The 24986-nt window shown below is 48.6% G+C and carries 18 protein-coding genes and 1 tRNA gene; 12 read left to right on the top strand and 7 right to left on the bottom strand.

Annotated features, from left to right (window positions below; all coding sequences use genetic code 11):
* The first annotated feature begins 116 nt into the window (after positions 1–116).
* The 4 genes from RBT11_03925 to RBT11_03910 all read left to right on the top strand — a co-directional run bounded on the left by RBT11_03925 (position 117) and on the right by RBT11_03910 (position 4120).
* Complete coding sequence (locus RBT11_03925; protein ID MDX9785896.1) at positions 117–2102, top strand: TonB-dependent receptor; 1986 nt, start codon at positions 117–119, stop codon at positions 2100–2102.
* 214 nt (positions 2103–2316) lie between these two features.
* Complete coding sequence (locus tag RBT11_03920; protein MDX9785895.1) at positions 2317–2949, top strand: MotA/TolQ/ExbB proton channel family protein; 633 nt, start codon at positions 2317–2319, stop codon at positions 2947–2949.
* On the top strand, positions 2946–3356 hold the full coding sequence (locus RBT11_03915) for a biopolymer transporter ExbD (GenBank protein ID MDX9785894.1): 411 nt from the start codon (positions 2946–2948) through the stop codon (positions 3354–3356). The genes RBT11_03920 and RBT11_03915 overlap by 4 nt, the downstream gene beginning before the upstream one ends.
* Positions 3353–4120 carry an energy transducer TonB gene (locus tag RBT11_03910; protein ID MDX9785893.1) on the top strand — a complete coding sequence of 256 codons (768 nt, stop codon included), beginning with the start codon at positions 3353–3355 and terminating at the stop codon, positions 4118–4120. Before RBT11_03915 ends, RBT11_03910 begins: the two co-directional genes overlap by 4 nt.
* Before the next feature lie 50 nt (positions 4121–4170).
* Here the strand turns inward: RBT11_03910 and RBT11_03905 are convergent, their stop codons facing one another.
* A complete protein-coding gene (locus RBT11_03905; protein MDX9785892.1) occupies positions 4171–5067 on the bottom strand; it encodes a phosphatidylglycerol lysyltransferase domain-containing protein in 897 nt (298 codons plus the stop codon).
* 243 nt (positions 5068–5310) lie between these two features.
* Here RBT11_03905 and RBT11_03900 point away from each other — a divergent pair, with 243 nt between their 5' ends.
* Complete coding sequence (locus tag RBT11_03900) at positions 5311–6711, top strand: citrate/2-methylcitrate synthase (GenBank protein ID MDX9785891.1); 1401 nt, start codon at positions 5311–5313, stop codon at positions 6709–6711.
* Positions 6712–6775: 64 nt separating this feature from the next.
* Here RBT11_03900 and gcvT read toward each other — a convergent pair whose 3' ends face one another.
* Positions 6776–9427, bottom strand: a complete 2652-nt coding sequence (gene gcvT, locus RBT11_03895) for a glycine cleavage system aminomethyltransferase GcvT (GenBank protein MDX9785890.1) — start codon at positions 9425–9427, stop codon at positions 6776–6778.
* Between the two features lie 172 nt (positions 9428–9599).
* Here gcvT and RBT11_03890 point away from each other — a divergent pair, with 172 nt between their 5' ends.
* The 4 genes from RBT11_03890 to RBT11_03875 all read left to right on the top strand — a co-directional run bounded on the left by RBT11_03890 (position 9600) and on the right by RBT11_03875 (position 13507).
* Positions 9600–10043, top strand: a complete 444-nt coding sequence (locus RBT11_03890; GenBank protein ID MDX9785889.1) for an Lrp/AsnC family transcriptional regulator — start codon at positions 9600–9602, stop codon at positions 10041–10043.
* A 66-nt stretch (positions 10044–10109) separates the two neighbouring features.
* Positions 10110–11444, top strand: coding sequence for an aminomethyl-transferring glycine dehydrogenase subunit GcvPA (gcvPA, locus tag RBT11_03885; GenBank protein ID MDX9785888.1), 1335 nt, complete (start codon positions 10110–10112; stop codon positions 11442–11444).
* The gene (gene gcvPB, locus RBT11_03880) at positions 11441–12901 is read left to right on the top strand and encodes an aminomethyl-transferring glycine dehydrogenase subunit GcvPB (protein MDX9785887.1); all 1461 of its coding nucleotides are present in this window, start codon (positions 11441–11443) and stop codon (positions 12899–12901) included. The genes gcvPA and gcvPB overlap by 4 nt, the downstream gene beginning before the upstream one ends.
* A gap of 36 nt (positions 12902–12937) precedes the next feature.
* Complete coding sequence (locus RBT11_03875; protein MDX9785886.1) at positions 12938–13507, top strand: YqgE/AlgH family protein; 570 nt, start codon at positions 12938–12940, stop codon at positions 13505–13507.
* 65 nt (positions 13508–13572) lie between these two features.
* Here RBT11_03875 and RBT11_03870 read toward each other — a convergent pair whose 3' ends face one another.
* A complete protein-coding gene (locus tag RBT11_03870; GenBank protein MDX9785885.1) occupies positions 13573–13743 on the bottom strand; it encodes a hypothetical protein in 171 nt (56 codons plus the stop codon).
* Between the two features lie 468 nt (positions 13744–14211).
* On the opposite strand from RBT11_03870, the gene RBT11_03865 reads away from it, so the two are divergent.
* Both RBT11_03865 and RBT11_03860 read left to right on the top strand, forming a co-directional pair.
* The gene (locus tag RBT11_03865; protein ID MDX9785884.1) at positions 14212–16485 is read left to right on the top strand and encodes a dynamin family protein; all 2274 of its coding nucleotides are present in this window, start codon (positions 14212–14214) and stop codon (positions 16483–16485) included.
* Positions 16482–17267 (top strand): AAA family ATPase, encoded by a 786-nt coding sequence (locus tag RBT11_03860; GenBank protein MDX9785883.1) that lies wholly within the window; start codon positions 16482–16484, stop codon positions 17265–17267. Before RBT11_03865 ends, RBT11_03860 begins: the two co-directional genes overlap by 4 nt.
* A 46-nt stretch (positions 17268–17313) precedes the next feature.
* Here the strand turns inward: RBT11_03860 and RBT11_03855 are convergent, their stop codons facing one another.
* The 3 genes from RBT11_03855 to RBT11_03845 all read right to left on the bottom strand — a co-directional run bounded on the left by RBT11_03855 (position 17314) and on the right by RBT11_03845 (position 21699).
* Entirely contained in the window at positions 17314–19554 is a 2241-nt protein-coding gene (locus tag RBT11_03855; protein ID MDX9785882.1) for a heavy metal translocating P-type ATPase, read from the bottom strand.
* Positions 19555–19692: 138 nt separating this feature from the next.
* Positions 19693–19902: a heavy metal-associated domain-containing protein gene (locus tag RBT11_03850; protein MDX9785881.1), complete on the bottom strand. Its 210-nt coding sequence runs from the start codon at positions 19900–19902 to the stop codon at positions 19693–19695.
* 54 nt (positions 19903–19956) lie between these two features.
* Complete coding sequence (locus tag RBT11_03845) at positions 19957–21699, bottom strand: YcaO-like family protein (protein ID MDX9785880.1); 1743 nt, start codon at positions 21697–21699, stop codon at positions 19957–19959.
* Between the two features lie 97 nt (positions 21700–21796).
* Here RBT11_03845 and RBT11_03840 point away from each other — a divergent pair.
* Positions 21797–21872 (top strand) — tRNA-Ala (locus RBT11_03840).
* 85 nt (positions 21873–21957) lie between these two features.
* On the opposite strand, the gene RBT11_03835 is transcribed toward RBT11_03840, so the two are convergent.
* Positions 21958–24972 carry a transglycosylase domain-containing protein gene (locus RBT11_03835; protein ID MDX9785879.1) on the bottom strand — a complete coding sequence of 1005 codons (3015 nt, stop codon included), beginning with the start codon at positions 24970–24972 and terminating at the stop codon, positions 21958–21960.
* Positions 24973–24986 lie beyond the last annotated feature (14 nt).

Raw genomic sequence — 24986 nt, 5'->3', positions numbered from 1 at the left:
GGTGTTGGTGGCGATCATTCTATAATTGCGGATGAAAAACGGCATCCCCAAATCCGATAAAATCGGGTTTGGGGATTTTTTTTGAATGATGTGTTGCTTAAAAAAGGAGATAATGGATGAATAAAAAAGTAGTATACGGATTTGTCTTTGTATTGGCAATGATGGGCACCCAAGGCCCCTTATTTGCCTCTGACACAGCCTATGAAATGGAAAGGGTCGTTGTAACAGCGACACGCGGTGAAACGAATGTCGATAAGATTGGTGGCAGTAGTGTTACGGCCATCACGGAAAAGGATATCGAAGCCAAGAAGGCTGAATCGGTAGAGGAAATCCTTAAGGGGGTTCCCGGGCTTGATGTGGCTTCTAACGGTGGCCCCGGAACCAAGACATACGTGTTCTTAAGGGGAGCGGAGGCAAAAAATACCCTTATTTTAATCGATGGTGTTATGGTAAATGACGCTTCATCACCCAATCGAAGTGCCGATATCGCCAATTTAACCACAGATAATATTGAGCGAATCGAAATTGTTCGAGGCCCTTTGAGTGCTCTTTATGGGACCAATGCAACGGCAGGGGTCGTTAATATAATAACCAAAAAAGGCCATGGGAAACCGTCGGTTTATGCAGGGTTTGAGGCCGGATCGTATAATACATGGAAGGCATACGGCGGAACTTCAGGAGAAATCGACAAGTTCAACTTTTCCATGAATGGCGCGCGAATAGAAACAGACGGTTTTTCAATCGCAAATGATGATAATGACGGCATTCCACACGCAGGAAACACAGCAGAAGATGATGGGTGGGACAACACAACACTTTCCGGTAAATTCGGCTATGAATTTAATTCAACCTTCAATATTACAGCGGTGTTGCGATATGGTGAATCTCAGGCGGATAATGATGATTATGATGGACTGGGAGGATATACCGGAGATCGATTCATTTTTCCCGTAAATTGGTGGGAGCCCGTGTTGCCAGATCCTAACGGCGCTAAAATTGCCAGACAGGACACAGATGAATATTCGGGAAGGATAGAAATAAATAACCATTTTTTTGATCGGTTTGTTAGCTCTTCGTTCTATTATCAAACAGCTAAAAACGAAAAAAATATATATGACAATGAAAATAACCTGACCGTTTCAGACGGTCGGTCCAATGAAATTGGATGGCAGGGCGGGTTGAGTTTTGATACCCATCTTCTCAGTTTTGGCGGTGCTTATTTCCAGGAATACTATGACACGGCAGAAATAGATGAAAAAGATGCGATTACAAAATCTTATTGGGCTCAAGATCAACTGTTGCTTATGGACGGTCTTGATATTGTTGCCGGTGTCAGGGTCGATGATCATGATCAGTTTGGCTCTGAAATGACCTATCGAATGGCGCCTGCTTATACCATTCAAAAAACAGAGACAACGATCAAAGCCAGCTATGGCACCGGATTTCGTGCACCTTCCCTTTTCGAACTCTTTGCCGACCCAATTCCAGCTTATTCATTTGCAGGAGGTAATGAAAATTTAGACCCGGAAGAGAGTGACGGTTGGGACGTTGGTTTTGAGCAGCAATTGATGGATGATAAGCTCAAATTCGGAGTCTCGTATTTTAATATGGTTTTTGAAGATCGAATTGAATATTATTTTGATTCGGTTACCTATCAATCAACCTATATAAACCTCAAAGGAAAAACCAAAACAAAAGGCATTGAATCTTTCATTCAATGGGCGCCGATGTCGACGTTTAGTATCTTGTTGAATTATACTTATACGGATACGGAAGATCCGGACGGGGCAAGACGCCCTTATCGGCCGTTAAATAAAATTTCCCTTAATTTGGGATACAGTTTTATGGAAAAAGTTAAAACGAATCTAGATATTCATTGGGTGGATGATCGAGATGAAATTTTCGGAAACGATATCACCGGCAGCCCTGTCACTCAACTGGATTCCTACTCGCTGGTCAATCTTTCAGCGCAATATGATATTAATAAGCATGTTAAAGTATATGGTCGTGTTGACAATCTGTTTGACGAGTTTTATGAGGAAGTCTGGAGCTATGCTACTCCGGGCCGTTCTGCCTATGTTGGTATGAAATTAGGTTACTAGACAAAAGTTCAAATCAAAGTGGCGCCTATTCTGACTCAACCTGGTACGGAGAGAATTGCGTGCCGCATGGACAGCGATGCTTTCCTCTCAGTATTGTGCCCTTCGTGATCTTTGTGGTTAAGCTTATTCGCTTTTTTTCCACAGGGACACGAAGAGCGCGAAACGGATGCAGTTTTTGTTACCAAACAGCGCAACCTAAACTAGGTGAATGATTATGTTAGAAATTTTCATAAACGGCGGCCCGGTCATGTACCCCTTGCTGGTATGTTCCATTTTATCCCTCACCGTCATTATTGAACGATCCATCTTTTGGTTACGGGTGGACATAAAAAAAAGCCTTCCGATGGCCGATGAAGTGCTTGATCTTTGCCGACACGGTGATTGGGAAGGAATTCGGGCCATTGTGACCGGATCGAAAAACAGCGTCATCCGGATTCTGGTAAGCGGGATTTTACATCGGGAGTTTTCCATGACAAAAGCCATGGAAGCCTCTGCCGGCGATGAAATTCAACGCATGCGGCGGTTCATGGGGGTTCTCGACACCCTCATCACGGTTGCCCCGTTGCTGGGAATCTTGGGAACCGTCGTGGGCATTATCATGTCTTTTCAAGCGCTCGGAACGAGCGGCATCGAACATCCGCAGGCGGTGACCGCGGGCATTGCTCAGGCCCTCATCACAACGGCAGCTGGTCTCAGCATCGCCATTTTGACCTTATTCCCCTATAATTATTTTAATTCGTCCATTGATAACGCTGTTTTTATCATTGAAAAATACACGACCAGTCTTGAGATTGTATATGAGAAGCGCGTCCAGGGCCGTAATGGGCAGGAAGGGAAAAACGAATGAAAATCAAAATGCCGGCCGCAAAAAAGCCTCGCATTGAGATGGTGCCCATGATTGACATTATTTTTCTGCTGCTTGTTTTTTTTATCTATGCCATGCTGTCCATGGCGGTGCATCGGGGGGTTTCGCTGAGCCTGCCGAGTTCGGATTGCACCGTGATCGATCAAAAGCTTGTTCTATCCGTATCCATTAAAGCAGACGGAAAAATTTTCCTGGACAAGATGCCGATCACGATGACGAACCTGGCTGAGGCGTTGAAAGCGAAGGCAACGGCACAACAAGACACCGGGGTGCTCCTGTTTGCGGATAAAAGCATCTCCTACCAGCAATTATTCAATGTGTTGGATCTGATTCAACAAGCCGGGCTCGAAAGAATTTCACTTCAGGCAAAGGTTTCGGACGAACCGTGAAACGACTGCTGCCGGCAGCGCTCATTGCGATCGCGATTCATGCGGTTCTATTATGCGTGAACATTTCTTGGAATAAAATAACGCCGGAAAAAGTTCTCGATCTGAAAACCATCGATGTGACGCTGACACGAGAAATCACAGTGTCTCAACAACCGCCGGTTCCCCAGACCAAAGCCATTCAACCGGCGCCAACAAAACCGGAACCCATTGCAGCACCGATTCCAAAGCCGCCCGTGAAAAAGGTGGATAAACAGCCGATTCTTAAAAAACCGGTTTTATATAAGAAAAAAATACTAACAACCGATTCAACGTCTGTAATAACACCGAAACCGGCGCCGGTGTTGACGGAAACACTTCAAAGTATATCCTCAGTTTCAAATGGACCGTCGAATTCAAAAAACGCCCAAGCGGTTTCTGCTGCTGCGAACAGCGAGCAGACCCTTCGAGTTAATGACGGCATCTCACCATCCCCGAACCCCCCCGAGGAACTATCGAATGCCACCCCCTTGTATAAAAAAAACCCGCACCCGCATTATCCACAAGTGGCCAGAAAGAGAAATTTACAAGGAACGGTGATCATTCTGGCAATAGTGAATGAAAAGGGGGAAGTGGTGAATGCCCGAGTGGATTTGTCCAGCGGGCATGCCATATTGGACAACGCAGCGCTTTCCGCAGTGAAATCCTGGGAGTTTGAACCGGGAAAGCACGGAAACACCCCCGTAAAAAGCATTGTAAGGCTGCCGATAACCTTTCAGTTAAAATAGCATGTTCGTTGATCAACAACCGCCTGGCGAGGGTGGCCACGGATGGGCACCTATCTTATCCTGACCGAATACTTCTTGAGATATTCGGATGGATGGTAAGAAAGCTTTGCCTTTCGAAGCCCGGGGTCGTCAATGTCCTGTTCCCGGTTAACGGTTAAGAACCGATTCCCCTGGCTTTTCAGAAACATCTGATTAATTGCCTGATAAATGCCCGTTATATCGGGGCTGCCTTTTTCAAAATGAATCACCACTGAGGTTTCCGTCAACGGTTCAGCAACGGTGTAAGCTGCTAATTTTGTATCGATAACAATGGCGCCGCCGATCAGTCCATTCAGTGCGTCCCAATGGGTCAGGATTCGCTCGATCGCTCTGTTTTCAGCTGCCAGGGTTTCGGAAGATTCGCAATCCCGCCACTCGCACCAATCGGTTTGCATGGAAAGCGCCTGCGTAACCAACGCTGAATCAAACGCGCTGAACGAATAATCAAACTTCTTTATAAACTGGTTCAACAGGTTCTTTTTTTTATGAAATCGATTTCCTTTTAGCGCTACCAGATCGGGAACGGAATAAATATAATCCCAATGCCCGCGCGCTTCCCCGATCTCAAGCTGAAGACCGAAAGTCCGAGTCCAAATATTTAAAAGCTGATCGGGGACTCTAGTGAAATCGGCACCATTCGGGAAGAGGGCGCTCAGTGTAGCGTACCAGTTCGCAACTTTGTCCCAAGGACCGATAGGCGCCCAATACCTTGTTTCAGGCAACGTTTGCCGAAGCCATACAAACTCTTTTCCCCATGCCCATTCCAACCCATAGGCTTCGGCCCATCCCCAAATGTTGATGAAGCTGTAATCCGAAGCGATTTGCGGGCACGCGGAGAGAATCTTCCTGTAATCATGTTGTAGGTCAAAATTCCCTTGATCTGAAACTGGTGAAAACGTCAATGGCATTTATTTTCTCCATATGAATATTCACATTCTCGCTTGTTTACCATAGCGTTTGTTACTATCGTCAACAGGGTCTGTCAAAGGATCATTTTTTTCACTATCCGGTGTGTCGGCGTTTTCAATCATAAAAACGGTCATGAAATTCAAGAATATTATGTAGTGGTTGTCTCACGGACGGCTTTATAGTATATAAACAACACCTGCAACTTTAACCAAACAATAAGATTGGAGCGCCCCGAGGAAATAATGATAAAAAACCAATTGGAATCCATAAAATCACTGATCCTGAAAGCCGCTGAAGAAGCGCGGGAGGAAACCGCTCATGAGCCTGAACCTGAATCTCCCAAAAAACAAAAATGGCCGATAAAATGCACGGTCGGCCCCGGGCTTGAGGGTGCCATCGCCTGCGAGAGCAAGGTGGGTTACGTCAACGGCGCAAAAGGGTGGTTGGTCTATCGTGGCTACAACATTTTCGATCTTTGCGCTTATTCCACTTATGAGGAAACTGCCTATCTGCTCATTCACGGCAAAATGCCCTCGATGACGGAATTAAAAGAATTCAAGGCGGATCTTTTCAACTACACGCGGATCAATGATGTTCTCAGGCAGTTAATGGGATTTCCGATCGAAAGAATGAGCGTCATGGGTGCGTTGCGGCTCGGGAGCAATTTGCTTCGCAGCCAATACAGTGACTTTGATTTGGTTGTTGCTCGCCCTTCGTCGGCAGATGCGATTGGTGCGGATGAAGATTCCATCGCGATGGAAACCAGCCCGATCGGTGAAAATCACGCCGTCTTTGAATTCAAGATGCCAACCAGACGTAAAACCGATCAGGGAAATCGTGGTTTTAATAAGATGTCCGGCATTGAAAGCAGTTATCATTTGATTGCCGGTATTTCATGTATTGCCGCCGCGACATCTCGTATTCATAATAATAAGCTTCCCTTGGAGCCTCAACCGGGTCTAAGTCATGCCGGAAACCTGATTTATATGATTACCGGCCGCGAACCCACACCCATCGAAGAACGGGTTTTGGATATCTCCTTAATCCTTCACGCGGATCATGGCTTGAATGCCAGCACCTTTGCGACCATGGTGGTTGCCTCCACACTCGCGGATATTTATTTCAGCGTCGGCGCAGGAATCGCCGCTCTTAGCGGTCCTTTGCACGGCGGCGCCAATGAAGAGGTCATGCGAAACCTCCGGCAAATCGGCGATGCATCGAATGTAACGGGCTGGCTTGAAAAAAAGTTGGCCCAAAAAAACAAGGTCAGCGGATTTGGCCATCGGGTTTATAAGGCCTATGACCCGCGGGCGCGCATATTAGGGCCTTTGGCAGGGGTACTTATTGAGGGAAAGCCTGAATTAAAGGCGTTGTATGGCATTGCTAAAACGCTTGAGAGTACCGTACTCAATACGCTTGGCAAAACGAAAAAAATTTTCCCGAATGTTGATTTTTATTCCGGCTTGGTATATAGCGCCCTCGGATTTGATGATGAACTTTTCACCCCCATGTTTGCTGCCAGTCGTGTGGCCGGGTGGACCGCAAGGGTTTTGGAATACATGGCGAACAACCGCATTTTCCGGCCCCGCGGGCTTTGTCTCGGTGATTTTAATAAAACATATGTGCCTATTGAGGCGCGATAGTGTTTTTAAGGGTGAAAGTTACAAATTCTTGCATATAAAAAAAAAAGAGGGGAGGGGTATCGTGTTACAACATACCATGTACTTGTTGCAGCAATTCATCCAGTTGATCGCCTCTAAAACAATAGTTCATTTTTAAGAACCGTTTTCGAAAACCGGCCACCTTGTCCTTTAACGGCAAGTCCTTTACGATAACATCATACATCCATTCGGCAAGCTGCTTGAAATCCGCAGGCGCCATGCCGAATCGAGTCATTTCCGCAACACCCATTCGCAAGGCACCGGACACGGTAAACCCCTCTTCCTCCGGGGTGGCCTGGTAGTTGAGAATAATGTTATTTTCTTCAAGGCGCTTGGCGATTTCAGGCGCCTTGGCATACCCCACGTTTACGACAACCTGGTGAGTCTGCGTAAAACCGATATCGGGATCACCCGCCACGTTTAGCCCGCAGGCCTTCAGGGCCTTAGCAAAGGCTTTGGCGTTTGATATAACATTTTGTTGATACTCGTCTTTAAATGCGTTCATCTCATAGGCGGCCATCAACAACCCCAATAAGGTTCCCAGATGATGATTGCTGGTGCTGCCGGGAAAGGACCGTCGTTGAATGGCTTCCCACAACTGCCAACCCAGCATATCTTTTTGGTAATTTGCGGCGATCATGCCGCGTTGCGTGCCGAAAAAGGTTTTATGGGTCGAGCCGGTGACGATATGCGCGCCTTCCTGAAAGGGCTGCTGAAAATAAGGGCCGACCAGTCCCAGTACATGGGCCATATCATACATGAGAAGGCAATCTATTTCCATGTCGGTGATAAAATCCCTGATTTCGGAAACCGGCTCCTTGTGAAGCACCATGCTTTTTCCGAAAATAATGAGTTCAGGCTTGTATCTGTCGATGAGCATGCGGGTGGCAGCGATATCCGTTTGATAGGGATTATCCGGCAATACCGGAAAATTAACAACAGCCGGCCTTTCCGTTTCGGGATCTCTGGCAACAAAATCCCGCAAAGCCCCCATGGGTTGCGAACTCAAATGCCCGCCTTTAATGATGTGATGGTTCATTATGCTGCGAATGCGGCGTTGCTCGCTCTTTCTGTCTGACCGATTTAAAAAATCGACTATCGCGCTAAATACGGTGGCATTGGCCATTTGGCCGGAGAGCACTCGGGGTTCCACTTCTGCACATTCTAAATATTTTCGAAATTCTTTAATTAAAAGCGCCTCGATTTCAGCTATAAAATCAGTTCCCTGGTAATAAAACACCTCCGCATCACAAAAAGCCTTTAACGGTTTGTGCTCCGCATACCGGCCGGCCGGATCCATGATGGACAACATTCGCACGCAATCGGATGACGTCATTTCAGACGGAATCAGGTTGATGCAGTCCTGCTGCCGCCAACGCGTGTTTTCAATGGCTTTTCGCATCAGCGCGGTGACGGTACCAGGCAAGGGGGTTGCTTTGGAATAACCGACGGGACCGATAGGGGAAAAATCATGACAGGTGATAGGCCGGGCGTAAGGCGGCGCTTCGGTTCTCAAGTGAAAGGGCACGATTCGCGCGCCAATGCGCTTTCCCCTGACTTCGACTTGGATTTCATCACCATCCTGCAATTGACTGCTCACCAAGGCAAGGCCTATGGCCCGTTTGGCTTGTTGCGGAAGCGGACGTCCGTAAATCCCCTGCTTATCGAACATCCAATAGGGCACCATGGTGCCGCTGGTAATGTATCCAGCCAAGCTTTTTCCGGCAAAGACCTTGTCCCCTGCTCGTGCGATCCCCTTGCCGGTAATTTCAACGGGTCGAATCATTTTGGGAAGATCATTTACAGATGTATAGTCCCGGTTAATTATTTTTTGCATGGCATGAAACTGACGGGTCAACGCATTTTTACCTATAAATTCAAACTTTAACGGGGACAGGCTGACTGCAACTCTGGCTATTGAGAGCGCAAAAACAGGAATCTCCCGGTTTTCAGCATCCATTCCGAGTTCATGGCCATAGAGAGGAAGGGCTGCTTCTAAGCGCAGGGTGTCTCTAGCGCCCAATCCAACCGGCGTCGCCCCTAGTGTCTCAAGTAGATTCCAGATGCGTACCGCATTGCCGGCGGGAAAGAAGAGTTCAAATCCAATCGGCTCCCCGGTATATCCGGTTCGCGCAATACGAACTTCAGTGCCGGCGATGGTCGCTATGGATAGCTGATTTCGCAATGGCTCAGGCAAGTCGCCGTCCTCCAGAATGTTGCGTAACATGTCCTTGGACGCCGGCCCCTGAAGGCTGAGCATGGCGATATCCTTCGTTTGATCGACCAAGTTCAGATTCGGGAATTGCGTGCTGAAACCTTGAAAATGAACCCAATCCTTTTCCCGATTGCCTGCGTTTACTACCAGAAAATACTCCTCTTCTATAAACCGGTATAGATAGGCGTCATCCACGGCGCCACCGGATTCAGTCGGAATAAACGTATATTGGGATTCAAGAACTTGAAGGGCCGCCGCGTTGTTTGAAAGCACATGTTGTAAAAACGCAAGCGAATCCTGTCCGGACACGGTAAATCTGCCCATATGGGATACGTCAAAAAGTCCGGCTGTTTTGCGCGTGGCCAAATGTTCCTGTAAAATGCCGGTGGCATAATGAACCGGCATTTCCCATCCCCCAAAAGAGACCATCGTTGCCCCGGCCCCTTTGTGTAACTCGTATAAAGGCGTTTTATTGAGGTTCATGAATGTCACCCCCTTCATTCTCAAAAACGGCGGGCATCAACGACATGCCCGGTTGTCATCAACCCATCGCGACAATAACGCATTGATTTATAAATTTTATTTTGCGGATTCAATGAAGTTATTATATATAACGGATAAATACAACCAAAGTCGATAAGGAATTCTTGCCGTTATGAAACTTGATGAGAACAGCATTGCGATTATCCGGCATCTTCGAGAAGGAAGAAAGTCCTTTAAGAAAATCGCGGATGAATTGTCCGTCACGGAAAATACGGTTCGGGCCCGGGTGAGAAAAATGGAGGAAGACGGCTTGTTGGAGATCGCGGGGCTAGTAGATCCGGAGACCGTACCGCGCCACCAGGTGGTCTTTGTGGGTGTCAAACTCGATACCATGGAACTGGTTAAGAAAGGGGCTGAATTCAGCAAACTCAAGGGGGTGGTTTCCGTTGGGGTCGTAACCGGCCGCTTTGATTTATTATTAACGGTTCTTTTTAAGGAAGGCTTTGGCCTTCTTGAGTTTTACACACAGGAGATGTCCAAGATTAAAGATGTGCAATCCGTGGAAACCTTCGTTGTGTACAAAGGCTATAATTTAAAGGTGCCCTACATCCATTGAATCCTACAAAACAAGCCGACAGTCGCAACGAACTCAACAGAACTAAAAGAACCCAAGGACCGCCCCATGCGATATTTACCCCATACCGATGAAGATATTGATGCGATGCTTAAAGCCATCGGCGCAAAGCACCTGGATGATCTATTTTCCTTGATTCCCGAAGACTGCAAACGACTCACCCCCGTAGATCTGCCGGCGCCTTTTTCCGAATGGGAATTAAATGATCACATGAATCGTCTGGCAAGCATGAATGCCACTTCATCCGGCTATAAGATTTTTGCCGGTGCCGGTTCCTATCATCATTTTATTCCCGAGACGGTGACCACTTTAATCGGTCGCGGTGAGTTCTCAACCGCGTACACCCCTTATCAGCCCGAAATCAGTCAAGGAACATTGCAAGCCATTTATGAATATCAAACCTATGTCACGCGCTTACTCGGAATGGATGTCGCCAATGCCTCCATGTATGACGGGGCTTCCGCGCTTGCAGAAGCACTGCTCATGGCGATTCGCATCACCAAACGACAAGCGGTCGCCATCTCCGATGCGATTCATCCCCTCTACCGGCAAGTCGTTCAAACTTATTTGGCGCCTGCTGGTTATCATATCGTGAGGCTGCCCTATCAACCGGATGGCCGAACGGATCTTTCCGCGCTAACGAATCTGTACGCCCTGGCTGCCGTTGCAATTCAGTCTCCCAACTTTTTCGGATGCATCGAGGACTTAACACAAATAGGCGTCTGTATTCATACAGACCCTCAGACCCTTTTTGTGACCGCCTTTGCCGAGCCTTTGGCATACGGCCTGATCAAAAATCCAGGTGATTCGGGCGCGGACATTGCCTGCGGGGAAGGGCAAAGCCTTGGGATTCCGCAATGCTTCGGGGGGCCTGGCCTCGGCATGTTCGCCACGAAAACGGCGAATATACGAAATTTGCCGGGAAGACTCGTCGGCAAAACAACGGACCGGAATGGACAACGCGGATTTGTTCTGACACTGGCCACTCGGGAGCAACATATTCGCCGCGAGCGGGCCACCTCCAACATTTGCTCCAATCAGGGATTATGTGCGACGGCTTCGGTCATGTACATGGCGTCTCTCGGGGGCTCCGGTATTCGCGAACTGGCGCATTTAAATTATGACAAGGCGGCGTATCTTAAAAATGCGTTCAGAAAAATCGGAGTTGGCATCGCTTTTGACAGCCCCACGTTTAATGAATTCGTGGCATTATTTCCGAGTGGCTTTGAGGCGACCTATAATGCGCTGCTTCACAAAAAAATTGTTGCCGGCATTCCGTTGAAACGATTTTATCCCGAATTGACTAATCACTATTTGTTTTGCGTCACGGAAACAACGAGTCGCGAGGATATGGATTTATTGGTTAGAGAGGTGCAATCATGAAAACGCGCATCGGCACTATCGGATTGCAATTCAACGAGCCGCTGCTCTGGGAACAAGGGGCGAAAGGCAGATGCGCTTTTTCCCTGCCGGCAAGCGATGTGGAGAGACACGTTTTGGATGAGACGCTCGCCGGAAAAGGACCGGATTTCCCCGATTTGAGTGAACTCGAAGTGGTTCGGCATTTTACCCGGCTGTCTCAATGGAATATCAGTGTGGATAGCAGCATGTACCCGTTGGGTTCCTGCACCATGAAATACAACCCCAAAACCAACGACCGTCAAGCCGCGCTTTCCGGTTTTAGCAGCGCACACCCCTTATTGCCGGCCAGCTTGTCCCAGGGAGCGCTTCATATTCTCTATTATCTGGAGCGATATCTGTCCACCATCACGGGAATGCCTGCGGTGAGTCTTCAACCGGCGGCAGGCGCTCACGGAGAATTGACGGGAATGCTTATCTTTCATGCTTATCATGCGAAAAAAGGCCGGGTGCGGCATAAGATCATCATTCCGGACACAGCTCACGGCACCAATCCGGCCAGTGCGGCCCTTTGCGGCTTTAAACCGATAACGGTAAAGTCCGACCATCGCGGCATATTGCCGGCTGAAGCCGTGGCGGCGCTTATGGATGAAGATACGGCCGGCATCATGATCACAAACCCCAACACGCTGGGTTTTTTTGAAACAGAAATTAAAAAAATCACCGGAATCGTCCATGAAAAAGGCGGGCTGGTCTACGGGGACGGTGCCAACATGAATGCGGTGATGGGAATCGTTGATATCGCCAGAATCGGCATCGATATTCTTCATCTCAATCTTCATAAAACGTTTTCCACGCCTCACGGCGGCGGCGGGCCGGGCAGCGGACCGGTTTGTGTTAGCAACGAATTGGCCCCTTTTCTGCCCAATCCGCGCGTGATCAAACAAGAGGATGGCTCCTTTTGCCTGAGTGAAAATAATTCGAGCGCGATTGGGAAGGTTCATGCCTTTTACGGTAATTTCGGAATACTGGTTCGCGCCTATAGTTATATCCGCAGCATGGGCGCGGAACATCTTAAAAAAGCAAGTCAATTGGCCGTGTTAAATGCCAACTACATTAAAGAAAACCTTAAATCGGAATACGATCTGCCGTATGACAGCGCCTGTATGCATGAATGCGTTTTTTCAGACAAACTCCAATCAGCCCATAAGGTTACCACGCTCGATATCGTCAAACGCCTGATGGAATACGGGTTTCACCCGCCGACCATATATTTTCCGCAGGTGGTGCCGGGTGCTATCATGGTGGAACCGACGGAAACGGAAAACAAAGAAACCATAGACCAGTTTATCGATGCCATGCGGTGTATTGCAGCCGAGGCCCGTGAAACCCCGGCCCGGCTTCATCAGGCACCGGAAATCACAAAGGTTCGAAGGCTGGATGAAACCGGAGCCGCGCGAAAACCGTGCTTATGCGGGTGAGCGGCAGGGGGGTCAGATAGACCAAAGGAGGCAATCATGGAGAGTCTGTGGCAAGGCAGCTTCAAAGGGCATTTGCTGATGGCCATGCCGGGAATGATGGATTTTAATTTCTCGCAATCGCTCACATTGATTTGCGAACATAACGCATCCGGTGCCATGGGCGTCATTCTCGATCGTGTCCATATCGGGTTGTATGCGAGCGATATTTTTGAAGAACTCAATATTCCGCATGAACCGCTCATGTCGAAAATACCGATCCATCACGGGGGTCCGGTTCATGTTGATGAAATCTTTGTCGTCCATGGCCCGCCTTTTTTTTGGGAAGGATGCCTGATGGTCACGCCTTCCATAGCGCTGAGCAACACGATGGATTTATTGACGGCAATTGCCGGCGAGGCCGGCCCCAGAGCCTTTCAAATTTCATTGGGGTGCGCCGGATGGGGCGAAGGCCAATTGGAAGCCGAGCTAAGGCATAATGCCTGGTTGACGTGTCCTGCCACGCCGCAGCTTGTATTTGAGATTCCAGCGGAAAAGCGGTGGGAAACCGCGATGAACAAAATGGGGGTTGATCCGAATTTGCTTTCCAATAAGCCGGGGCATGCGTAGAAGTGAGAATCACATGTTAAACATAGGGGACGGCGAATACAAAAAAACGCTTTGCCACTGATGCGTTATCCTGTTTTCTCCAGTTGGGTGTTCAATTCGTCCTTTTCTTTTGCTTTCGGCTTTTTCTTTTTAAGGCATATCTTATCCTTTCGAACAAAGGCGCAGAGCTTTGGATTGTAGTACTCTTTGCAGTTTGAGGGATTATATAAGGGACATTCAGGATGTTTTTCAGACATAACGCTCTTTTCCTCTTCAGATTTTTTTATCGGCGAAAAACGAAGATTCATGCAAATAATGCAAGCACTCAAGGCACCGGTTTGCGAAAAGTCACCTCGCATTTAGATAGAAAATAATCGGCCTTGCTTCGATAAAAAAACGTATGCGGTTACGGTATCATAAAACCCTTGCTTTTACAAGGCATTATGTAATATCTTTTTCTGAGGAGGCAATTTACAACGCCCCTTTCCCCCGCAAGTGTCGAACCTCATGGGATAACAGTGTGTTTCCGATTCGGGTGTATCGCATCTATTCCCCTGAAATTATGGATGTTCGAAGATATGTCTCTCCCATTATGGTTTTGACATTCCCGCGGGAACATGTAATAAAAACCGTCCGGTCAATGTTATCCAGTGAGGGAACTATTTATTGGATAAAGCAAAAACCCGTATCCACCGGCAAGCTCGGTACAGAATCAATCAATTGACATGACACCTAATCACACAAAGATTAAAAAAGGATTACTGGAAGCCATTCGGCAACTTTCTTTACTTTTTGCTCTGCCGCAGCAGCTCAGGGGCATTACTGTAAATGCTTTTTCCGAATGGAAAAACGTCTGTGAAATGATTTCCTGCCAACTCACCGAGGAGTTGATTCGTGTGGCGGTTGTCGGCGCCATCAAATCCGGCAAAAGTACCTTTATCAACTCCTTGCTTTTCGGAGATTATCTCAAACGCGGTGCGGGGGTGGTGACCTCCATTGTCACTAGAACCAGACCCGGCAATGCCCTGAAAGCGACGCTTTTTTTCAAGTCTTGGGACCAGGTGAATCAGGATATAGCGGAGGCGCTGGTATTATTGCCCAACTTTATGCTTTCACAGAAAGATGACAGGTTTGATATTCGTCGCAGCGCCGATCGAAAAGCGCTTTGCGGCGCCCTTGAAACCTTGGGCCCGGAACAATTGATTACACACGATAGCAGAAACGCAAACTCGGTATTGCTGAATTCCTATTTAAAAGGCTACGATCAGATTCATCAGCTTATTTCCGCTGATCCGGTGACACAGGTCTATGACGCGGACGCGTTTAATACGCATCGGGCCTTTGTGGGCGATGATGCGCTTGCCGTCTATTTGACGGATATTGAGTTAGAAATCAAATCGGATTTCATGGATGAACAGCTTGAAATAGCGGATTGTCAAGGCAGTGATTCGTCGAATCCGCTTCATTTGGCGATGATTCAGGATTATTTAAATCAGACCCATCTGATTATTTATGTAATCAGCAGCCGCACCGGCGTGAGACGGGCGGACATTCGTTTTCTGTCCATGATCAAGAAGATGGGCATTATGGACAATATTCTGTTTGTCATCAACTTCGATTTCAACGAGCATGGCTCGCTTGACGATCTATCGGCGCTCGTCAACAAAACAGTAGGGGAACTTGCTTTAATCAAGCCGAATCCGAAGGTTTTTGCGCTATCGGCATTATTCAATCTGTTTATGAAAATTGAGACAACGCTGCCTGAAAAAGATAAATATCGGCTCTCCCAATGGCAATCTGAAAAGGAGATGAGGGAATATTCCGATAGAAATAGTAACGATTTTATTTCAACCTTTCGATCCATTATAACGGAAGAACGGCAATCCGTTTTATGGAGAAATCATCTGGAGAGGTTGGAGCGTATCGTTTCCGGTATGAAACACTGGCTGAATATCAACGGAAAAATGATCTCACAGGATGAACAGAGCGCCTCTCAAATCGCGGATAGGATTCAACAATATCAGGCACGAATGAATCAAATCCGCGCCATGATGAATAACACGCTGGATGGGGCGCTCAATCAGATTAAAAAAGAAATAAAATCTCGAGCGGATCAATTTTTCGGCGGGAAATCCGATGGTGTCATCGCTGCGGTGATTCACTATATTAAATCCTATGATGTCGGGGTGAACCGCTATGTTGACGATCTGTCCACACGGGGCTTCAACGCTGCAATGTATCAGATTTTTCAGGATTTCAGACAAGCGATCGACACCTTTATGGCGGAGAGCATCACGCCTCAAATTCTCGGTTATGTCCGCGAAATGGAAAAATACATTGAAAAGGAACTGTTTTCGGTTTCCAACCCCTATGATGTGATGATTCAAGACGCCATGGCTGAATTCAGTCGCAGCATGGCGGAATTGGACATTTCCCCCCCCGGAAGCAACATGACCTCCATTGTCTTGCTCCCTGACGCCGGCACAACAAAGCGTGTCGCCGGCATATCCTTTCCTTCCGCGATGGTCACCTTGCATTATTCGGCCAAAATAAAAACGGAGGCGATTTTTCGTCTCGGTTTTTATACGGTGTTGACATTCGTGAAACAGGTTTTGAAAAAACCGCTGCGTAGCGAAAAGGAAAAAGAACTCAGCGCCCTTTCAGATGGCGTTCGGCGAATGCGGTCCGAGACCGAAAAAACGATTTCTTATCATTTCATTGATTATAAGGAAAATTTAAAGTTTCAATATCTCATCAAATTGGCGGACGCGATGTCCCGTTCGGTCAAGGAAACCCTGCTAAATCGCTTTCAATCCTATATGGACAGCTTGCTGCAAATGCGGTCGCTTGTGAGCAATAAGCAACTGGACGAGGTGCATGCAGCCAGCATTCTGGCTGAAATGTCGGTTCGTACGGAAGAAATAGAAGCCGGACTGTTTACGATGCGGGAACAACTTGGCCCAGCCGTTACGGCTGTGGGCAAAGGAGGGGTGGCATGAATCGTAAGTGCAGAATTATAGCCGTGGCAAACGAAAAAGGCGGCGTGGGGAAAACCGTAACGGTGATCAATCTCGGGGCCGCCTTGGCGCGAACGGGGAAAAAGGTGTTGATTGTGGATATGGATCCGCAATTTAACGCCACCCAGGGACTGGGCGTAACAGTTGGAGAAGGAATGCTCACAACCTATGACCTGCTTCAAAACGGGAAACCGTCTGCCACCATGGCTGTCATTCATACCGGATGGGAAGGTCTTGATCTGATCCCCGCCCATGTCGACCTGGCTGGCGCCGAACTGGAGCTGGTGGAAGAAGAGGGGCGTGAAAATCGGCTTAAAGAAGGTCTTGCCGAGCTCAACGGTGCTTATGATTTTATTTTGCTGGATACTCCGCCCACCTTATCACTGCTTACTGTCAACGTGTTCGCCTATGCCGATGAAGTGGTGGTTCCTTGTCAAACACAGCCGTACGCCTATGAGGCCTTGGCGGATCTTTTCGAAACCATTTCCGCCATTCGGGAAGATATAAACCCGGCCTTATCCATAACGGGTATTGTGGCCACTTTTTACGACCAACGCACCCGAATCAGCCGGAAAATAGCTGAAAGACTGAAGGAGACACCTCCCTACCAAGCGCTCATGTTTGACACCGTCATTCGAAATAATGTCACCATCGCAGAAAGTGCGGATGTGCGCAAACCGGTGGTGTTTTATCGACCATCCAGTATCGGATCACAGGATTATCATTGCCTGGCGGAGGAGATTCTTAAAAAAACGAGGGCATAAAAAAATAACCGCCACCAACTTCCGTCCCCATTGGAACCGGGCGGGATTATTTCTTTTTGTATAACAATAAACTATTTGTGACAACGGAAACACTGCTGAATGCCATGGCCAGTGCGGCCAGTATCGGGTGAAGCTGTCTTAAAAAAAGCGGCAATCCTTCAAAAGGATTCAACACACCGGCAGCCAGGGGAATCAGCAACAGATTATAAAAAAAAGCCCAGAAAAGATTTTGTCGAATGGTTCGCATGGTTGCGTGACTCAACGAGATAACTTTGGTTACATTCATCAAGCTGCCGCTTGACAGGATAACATCGGCCGTATCCATAGCGATATCCGTTCCGGTGCCGATGGCAATTCCGACATCCGCCTGTGCAAGGGCGGGTGCATCATTAATGCCGTCGCCCACCATCGCGACTTTTCGGCCTGTATTCTGCAAGGTTTTTATTTGGAGTGCTTTTTGATCCGGCCTTATTTCCGCGAAGACCTGATCAACGCCGATTTCCTTTCCGATCGCCTGCGCTGCGGCCATATTGTCACCGGTCAGCATGAGAACCTGTAACCCGTATCGCTTGTATTCTTTCACCGCTTCTTGGGAATCGGGTTTCAATACATCCGAAACCGCGATCAGGCCGGCAAGGGCATTCTCCCGAACCACGACCATGACGGTTTTTCCCTGATGCTGAAGGGTATCAATTTGCTCGTTAAGAGAACCTAAAGAAATCGCCGTCTCATCAAACCAGCCGGGCCGGCCGATTCGAATATGACTTCCTTCTATCCAGCCTTCCACACCGAATCCGCCATGGGCCTTAAAGTCCGTAACCGGTAAAAGCCCATCGCCGGCATCTTCGGCTTCGGCGGTAATCGCTTTTCCCAAGGGATGCTCGGAGCCTTTCTCAACTGAAGCCGACAGAATGATCAGGGCTTCTTTTGAAATGCCGGATGACGGAACGGTAACCACATCGGTGACCTTGGGTTTTCCGACGGTAAGGGTTCCTGTTTTATCCAGCACGATGGTGTCAATGCCGGCCGCAAGCTCAAGCGCCCGAGCGTTCTTAAACAGTATGCCCATTTCCGCTGCCTTCCCGGTGCCGGCCATGATGGCGGTGGGGGTGGCAAGCCCGAGGGCACAGGGACACGCGATGACCAGCACCGCCACAAAACGAATCATGGCGGGAACCAAAAGGCCGCCGGCGACCCACCAAATACCAAAGGTAGCCAAGGCGATCAGAATGATGACGGGCACAAAAATCGATGCCACGCGATCCGCGATGGATTGAATCGGGGCCTTACTGCCCTGGGCATCCTGGACCAATTGAATAATTTGTGCCAAGACGGTATCCCGGCCGATCCGGGTCGCTGTCACGGTGAGCGCGCCGTTAAGGTTCATGGTGCCGCCAACCACCGAATCTCCCCTCATTTTATCGATCGGCATCGATTCTCCGGTCAGCATGGATTCATCCACCGCGGATGATCCGGCCGATACGACGGCATCTACCGGAATTCTTTCGCCGGGTCGAATAAAAAGAAAATCCCCTTTTTGGATTTGTTCAACCGGCACCTCTTTTTCTTTTCCGTCCACCAGCCTTCGGGCTGTTTTGGGCGCGAGATCCATCAGGTTGCGAATCGCCTGACCGGTTTTCCCCTTGGTTCTGACCTCCAGAAGTTTGCCAAGCTTGATCAGCGTGATGATAACGGCGGATGTTTCAAAATAGACATGGGTTCCCATTGCCGGGAAAATCAAAACGGTCATCGAATAAAAATAGGCGGCGGATGAGCCCATTGCCACCAATACATCCATATTGGCGCCGGCATTTCGCAGGCTTTTAAATCCGTTAACATAATAATCCCATCCCGTATAAAACTGGACCGGTGTGGCAAGAATCCAGAAGAGCCAGTTGACCCAGGCGGCGTGCGCCCAGATACCGGTCAGGCCGAAATCCCGCCCCATGCTCAGCAAAAAAAGGGGAAGGGTAAACACGATACCGACCGTCAATTTAATGGTCTGCTCGCGAATCTCCGCTTTTTTGTAAAGTGCTTCGTCATTGTCCGTCCCTGCGACGGCGCCCTCCCTTGGTATATGGGCGCCAAAACCGGCGCGTTGAATGACGGCCACAATTTCTTCCGGTGTCGTGAGGGACGATATATATCTTACGGTCGCTGTTTCAACGGCGAAATTAACCGTCGCGGCCGTTATGCCTGGCAACTTATGGATGTTCCGCTCAATATTGGCGGCACAATTCGCGCATGTCATGCCGCTGATCGGTAGGGTAAGTTTTTGATCCGCCATAGGTACCTGCCTGGAAAATTCCGTATCGCCTTAATCCGGCAAAGCCGGAAGCTGGGCGGCTGGAATGCTGGGACGCTTGGAAGCTAAGAACCTTCTCCGATGAAGCACGCGCTTTCATGCGTGTTTCTGATAGCGGGTCTAATCAGCTGCCGCCGGGTAGTTTATTTTTTTAAGCAGCATTTTAATCGCCTCTAAGGAGGCCGGCGCGGACCATTGCACCTCAATCTTTTTGTTCGCAGGATCACCGGATACGCTGATGATTCCCTTCATTTCAACGAGCTCGCTTTGAATGGCATGAACACAGTGTCCGCAAGAAATATTGGGAATGGTGATAATTGATTTGGTCATGGCATTTTCCTTTCACCGTGCTTGCCCCTTAAGATAATACTAAAAGCCACGCGGTCAAACGAATGTCTTTTGGCCCCTCAATTTTTCCAGATTGATGCGGGCGAAATCAATTCCCGCATCCAATTCCAGCGCAAGTTCATAATACTGGATGGCATTGTCGGTATGGCCCATATCCCGGTAATTTGAGGCAATGTTGGCGTAATCAATGGCCGAGGAGGGGTTCAGCGCGAGCACCTTCTTGAAATTTAAAATAGCCGCCTCATGTTCTTTGAGCATGAAATGACAAAAACCCATGAGATTATATATGTCGGTACGTTCCTGATCAAAAGTTTCTCCCTGTTGAAGCACGCTGATGGCTTCCCGGTACAGGCCCATTTCTTTCAAACAAACACCAATATAAGAATATATACTGGGGATATCCTGCTCGTTCGGTTGGAGCGAAAGCGCTTTTTTAAAATAGGGCAGGGCGGCCCGCGGATCACCCAGGTTCAGCAGGCAACTTCCCATATAAAATTGAATGAAATATTTTCCCGGTAATTTGTTATCCATTTCCCTGAGCGTTTTTAATGCGAGCGCCGGCTGAGCGTTTTCATGGACAATTTTAGCACAAAACATGCCGACACTGGTACCCCGTGCCCGTTCCCTGAAATGAGCGCCGGGAATAATGGTGTAAAAGGCCGGCACCTTCAATTCCGAATGCATGGTATCTATCACGATAATCTCCATGCCGTTATCGGCCAGGGCCGCAATGCAGTTTTCAATCTCTATCCGAATATTGGGGTTTGAGATATCGGGAAGGTCTTGAATATCGACTTCTTTTCCGGGATTCATGACATAATCGGCTTCCGCAAGGGTTGAAAACTTGGGCAAGCCCGAAGCCACGTAATTGGCGGCGGTATTAAAGTCCCCGGCCAACTGGGCGACCTCCGTCAATGCCCGGCTAAGCGCTTTTTGTGGATCAGGGGTTGTTCCGGCAGTCCAGACGATTTCACTTGATTTTGGAAAGGTGGCCGGATCATACGCCAGAACCCCCACCGTAGGGATGCCGGTATCGAGCGAAAAATCCGATAGAAAGAGTTGAATTCCGGCTTGCCGATATTTACGGAACATGTCAAGCACGATCGGATCGGTAACCGATTCGGGCCGAATGGATGGCACCCTCAGCCGGTTTTGACTGATAAGGGATGAGACATGGCGCTCCATAACTTCAGATATCCCCTGCATCAATGCTTCTTCCCGGCAATTACCGGCGGACGGGCCATTGAATTCGTTGATGGCATAAAACCAGGTAAAAGGGATAAGCACTTCTTCTTGTTTGGTTAAATTATATGCCCGGGTCCATTGAAGGGGCAGGGTTTCAAAAAAACCACGGGTGATGTCAAGCTCGCCGGTGTCGTCATGAACGGATCGGGCGATAAGGTCAAAAGAAATGGCCTTGTCCCTGATAGCTTTATAGCATGCTGTAACGAAATTATTTGGCTGCTTGCAAAAACTGAAAAAGCTGAAGCGCTCGGCCAGCTCCATTACCGCACTGGCTTCTGCTTGCTGCAGGGTTGCGCCTTTTCCCATCTGCTTTTTGGTTCCGATAATGGAAAGCGCGTCTTTCCCGCATACACTGAAATAGACCGGAATGTCCAAGCGCCCGTTGTCGATTCGTTCAGCGCGGTCGAGAATATCGAGATTTAGTTGCGATAATTTGGTTTTGAGCCTTCGGACGGTTTCTTCGGGGGTTATGATCTTGTCCTGATCTAATGTAAAACCTTTGATTGCATCATTTAATATTAAGATATTGTTCATATAAAAACCTTTTCAAAATAATTTGCTTTTATCAACCGTTGACACGTTTTTAAATTGACCCCGTCCGAACAATTTGCTATATACCGGCTCACTTCGTGGGGATGTAGCTCAGTTGGGAGAGCGCAGCGTTCGCAATGCTGAGGTCAGGGGTTCGATCCCCCTCATCTCCACCACCATCCTTACCATAAACCTGCCGAACCCTTGGCAGGTTTTTTTTGTTTAAATCCATCCATTCGATTGCCTGCTTGGGGAAATGCCTCATAAGTGAAATAACGGCATTATTCGAGGGACAAGGATCTTTAGCAAGGTCACCGGAAGCGCACTGGTGAAATCGTAAGCAGCCACGTTGGGCCCGTCCACATAAGCCAAAACAACCCCGAAAAATCGATCTCCCAGAAAAAACACAAAGGTGGAAGAACGGTTTAACACCTTTGATGAAATAATATTTCCACCGCGCCCGAATTTTTCGTATCGGTTATCCCCCGTTCCGGTTTTGCCGCCAAGGGGAATGACGGTGCCGTCCGGATCCACAAATGATCTGAAGGCTCTTTGTGCCGTGCCGCTTTCAACGACCTGGCTAAGCGCATCTTTCAGCACATCGGCGATATCGGGTTCCAAGATTTTCTCCGGCGCCACCGGTGCGCCGCGCTCGAAGTGAACCTCATAAGGCGTCCCGGCCGCGAACACTAATGTTTCAATCCGGTAAAGCGGCATGCGAATTCCCCGGTTGACGATAACCCCCATCAGCTCCGCCAGCGCGGCAGGCCGGTCTCCGGAGGAACCGATCGCGGTCGCCAGGGAGGGAACCAGGCTTCCGAAGGGATAGCCGACTTGTTTCCAGGCTTGATGAATCTGAACAAAGGCTTCAATTTCCAGCATGGTGTAGATGCGCTGGTCTTGGGCTCTTTTTTGAGAAGATCGGAACAGCCATTTATATACTTCCTGCCGGACCGATGCGTTTTCCGTTAGAATTTCCTGCAAGCTTGCCTCGCGTTTATTTCGCAGAAAGTCCGCCACCCAGAGTTCAAGCGGATGCATTCTGGAAAGATACCCACGGTCTGACAGGGTAAAACGGTCCGGGTCGGATTGCCAGTAAAGCTTTTGAACCAAGTCGTCGGTTAAGGTGAACTTGGGAAGATGGGCCTTTACCTCTTCCGCAAATTCATCCAATTCCATTTCCGGCGCCAAAAAACGGCACACATAGGCGAGGCGCGCGGGGACCGGTGAAACCGACTGAAGCGCTGTGGATAAAATTTGCGACTGAGATTTTCCGGCGTATTTCCGATAAAACATTCTGACGAATTTGGTTCCCTCAAGATCGGCAAACTTTTCAAGGTAGGCCCGCCGCTGCGGATTGAGGGGGTCACGCAGATGCGCGCCAGGGCCATTTACCGGATTGTAAATATAGTACCGCACGATATCGCGCATCAAGCGGATAAAAACCATGTTGATGGAATATCGAAGCCCTTCGATAACGGTCACAGTACGATAATTGTCTTGCGGGTTAAAGTTTTCAAAGCTGTGCAGCCCGCCGCCGGTGAAAAATCCCTCAGCCGGGGAGGCCGAGTAGGTGCGCTGCATGGCGGCATTGAGCATGTGCAGCCGATTTCGCTCCTGAGTACCGATCAGATATGAAATAGCCCAGGCGGTCAGGGTGTCTCTTGGCGGTATTTCCACGGCGAGTAAATCATAGCGCGCCATTTGGCTGTAACGGTCAAACAGGGTGGACACAATCTCTAGATAGGTGACCAGGGTTCTCAGCTTGGCGGTCGAGCCCAGCTCCATTTTAACCCCTTCATTAATATTCAAGGCTTGATCATAATTGTCGGTTTGGACCCGCAGGACATTTCCCCGCGGTGTTTTTTCGTACAAGGTGAAACCGTAGGTGATTTTTTTGGGGTCACCTTTTCCCAACAGGCGATACCCGTAAAGCCCTTTTTCCGTCAAATAGGCGGGGTCATGCAGGCGCATGATTTCTTCGCTCACCGCAGTCTGAACAGTTAAATCAAGGGTACTTTTGGCTGTCAAATCCATGCGGTCAAGCTCATAGAGTTTTTTCACCCCGAGAAGCGAAAGAAGTTGAATTCGATTGGTATTCGATGCTTTTTTTTCGACCTGAGTCATGGCAGGAGATGGCGGTGGGCTCGAACGCCACGGCAGCGACTGGCCATAAGCCGAACTGCAAATAGCTTTTGAAAGAATCCCTTGACTGGAAAGAAGATCAAGGTATGTCTCGCAAAGCGCTTCCAAATCATCTCGCTTTCCGATCAGATAGTGGCTGGGACGCCTATGGGCCAAAAAGAGGCTCAACACCTGCTTGACCGCCAAGGCTTTTTTGTTGATCGAGTATCCGTTTGAAGTGGCATCGAGATCCCTGAACAGTGTCGCCACTCGGTTTAAGTCGGCCCCGAACCAGGCCCACAAACCATCTCCCAACCCGTTGACTTCCCCATAATCCGGCTGAGCGGCCAGCGGAATGGAATTAATATAATTAAGGACGATATTCTTGCGGGCTTGAAGTGTATTTTCACCATCCAGATAGCCTCTGAGTGAGGCGGAGGCCATCTGGTAAAGCTTATCCCTTGCTGTATGCGTAACGCCTTCAGGGGAATGCCTGAACTTTTCAGTTTGAGTGGCAAGTGTACTTCCACCCGCCGCGGAATGGCTGGGAACAATAAGCTGAAGGGCGTTATCAAATAACGCCTTTGCCAACCTTTCCCATGCCACTGCGGGATTCATCAAGGGCTTTTGCGGATCGAGAAGATCTCTATTTTCGATAAAAAGAAGCATCTCCACCAGCACCGGCGGAATTTCGGAAAACGATGAAAAGGTGTTCCGGGGGTACTTTCTGGCATAGATTTCCTCCCCCATCCGATCCAATAGCGTCAGCCCTGATACTGTTTTTTCATGAAAAATCGGGAAGCCCCCCCATTGGCTCCATTTCAGCATGGAATCAGACGGTCGAACCTCTCTTGAAATGACATAGCCGCTTTTTTCCATTCTGCTTTTTATATCGGGTAAGCGCGTATACCCAAAGCGCATATCGTACGGGCCAGCAGGCGCTGAAAGCGGGCGGGAAGAGGGGCCATCGGCAAGTTCAAATTGCATCCGCGAGGCCATTTGCGATAAAATGCGCGCCTGGCCCTTATAGGTATTAATCTCATCGAGGGCAAGGACCCCGCCCCAAACGCATAGACCGACGACCAGCAAAAAGAGCAAGACTATGGGCCATATTCTCCTTGTCTTTGTTTTGATTCTCTTTACCGGGCACATAGGCATTTTCTGAT

This window comes from Desulfobacterales bacterium (assembly GCA_034003325.1).
Taxonomy (GTDB): Bacteria; Desulfobacterota; Desulfobacteria; order Desulfobacterales; family JAFDDL01; genus JAVEYW01.
The sequence above is the reverse complement of the archived record's forward strand: the minus strand, read 5'-3'. Positions and strand labels throughout refer to the sequence as shown.

What these genes read in the sequence shown, in the direction of transcription:
- RBT11_03925 (MDX9785896.1), top strand. Translation starts at nt 117, where the DNA reads ATGAATAAAAAAGTAGTATACGGATTTGTCTTTGTATTGGCAATGATG.
- RBT11_03920 (MDX9785895.1), top strand. Translation starts at nt 2,317, where the DNA reads ATGTTAGAAATTTTCATAAACGGCGGCCCGGTCATGTACCCCTTGCTG.
- RBT11_03915 (MDX9785894.1), top strand. Translation starts at nt 2,946, where the DNA reads ATGAAAATCAAAATGCCGGCCGCAAAAAAGCCTCGCATTGAGATGGTG.
- RBT11_03905 (MDX9785892.1), bottom strand. Translation starts at nt 5,067, where the DNA reads ATGCCATTGACGTTTTCACCAGTTTCAGATCAAGGGAATTTTGACCTA.
- RBT11_03900 (MDX9785891.1), top strand. Translation starts at nt 5,311, where the DNA reads ATGATAAAAAACCAATTGGAATCCATAAAATCACTGATCCTGAAAGCC.
- gcvT (MDX9785890.1), bottom strand. Translation starts at nt 9,427, where the DNA reads ATGAACCTCAATAAAACGCCTTTATACGAGTTACACAAAGGGGCCGGG.
- RBT11_03890 (MDX9785889.1), top strand. Translation starts at nt 9,600, where the DNA reads ATGAAACTTGATGAGAACAGCATTGCGATTATCCGGCATCTTCGAGAA.
- gcvPA (MDX9785888.1), top strand. Translation starts at nt 10,110, where the DNA reads ATGCGATATTTACCCCATACCGATGAAGATATTGATGCGATGCTTAAA.
- gcvPB (MDX9785887.1), top strand. Translation starts at nt 11,441, where the DNA reads ATGAAAACGCGCATCGGCACTATCGGATTGCAATTCAACGAGCCGCTG.
- RBT11_03875 (MDX9785886.1), top strand. Translation starts at nt 12,938, where the DNA reads ATGGAGAGTCTGTGGCAAGGCAGCTTCAAAGGGCATTTGCTGATGGCC.
- RBT11_03870 (MDX9785885.1), bottom strand. Translation starts at nt 13,743, where the DNA reads ATGTCTGAAAAACATCCTGAATGTCCCTTATATAATCCCTCAAACTGC.
- RBT11_03865 (MDX9785884.1), top strand. Translation starts at nt 14,212, where the DNA reads ATGACACCTAATCACACAAAGATTAAAAAAGGATTACTGGAAGCCATT.
- RBT11_03860 (MDX9785883.1), top strand. Translation starts at nt 16,482, where the DNA reads ATGAATCGTAAGTGCAGAATTATAGCCGTGGCAAACGAAAAAGGCGGC.
- RBT11_03855 (MDX9785882.1), bottom strand. Translation starts at nt 19,554, where the DNA reads ATGGCGGATCAAAAACTTACCCTACCGATCAGCGGCATGACATGCGCG.
- RBT11_03850 (MDX9785881.1), bottom strand. Translation starts at nt 19,902, where the DNA reads ATGACCAAATCAATTATCACCATTCCCAATATTTCTTGCGGACACTGT.
- RBT11_03845 (MDX9785880.1), bottom strand. Translation starts at nt 21,699, where the DNA reads ATGAACAATATCTTAATATTAAATGATGCAATCAAAGGTTTTACATTA.
- RBT11_03835 (MDX9785879.1), bottom strand. Translation starts at nt 24,972, where the DNA reads ATGTGCCCGGTAAAGAGAATCAAAACAAAGACAAGGAGAATATGGCCC.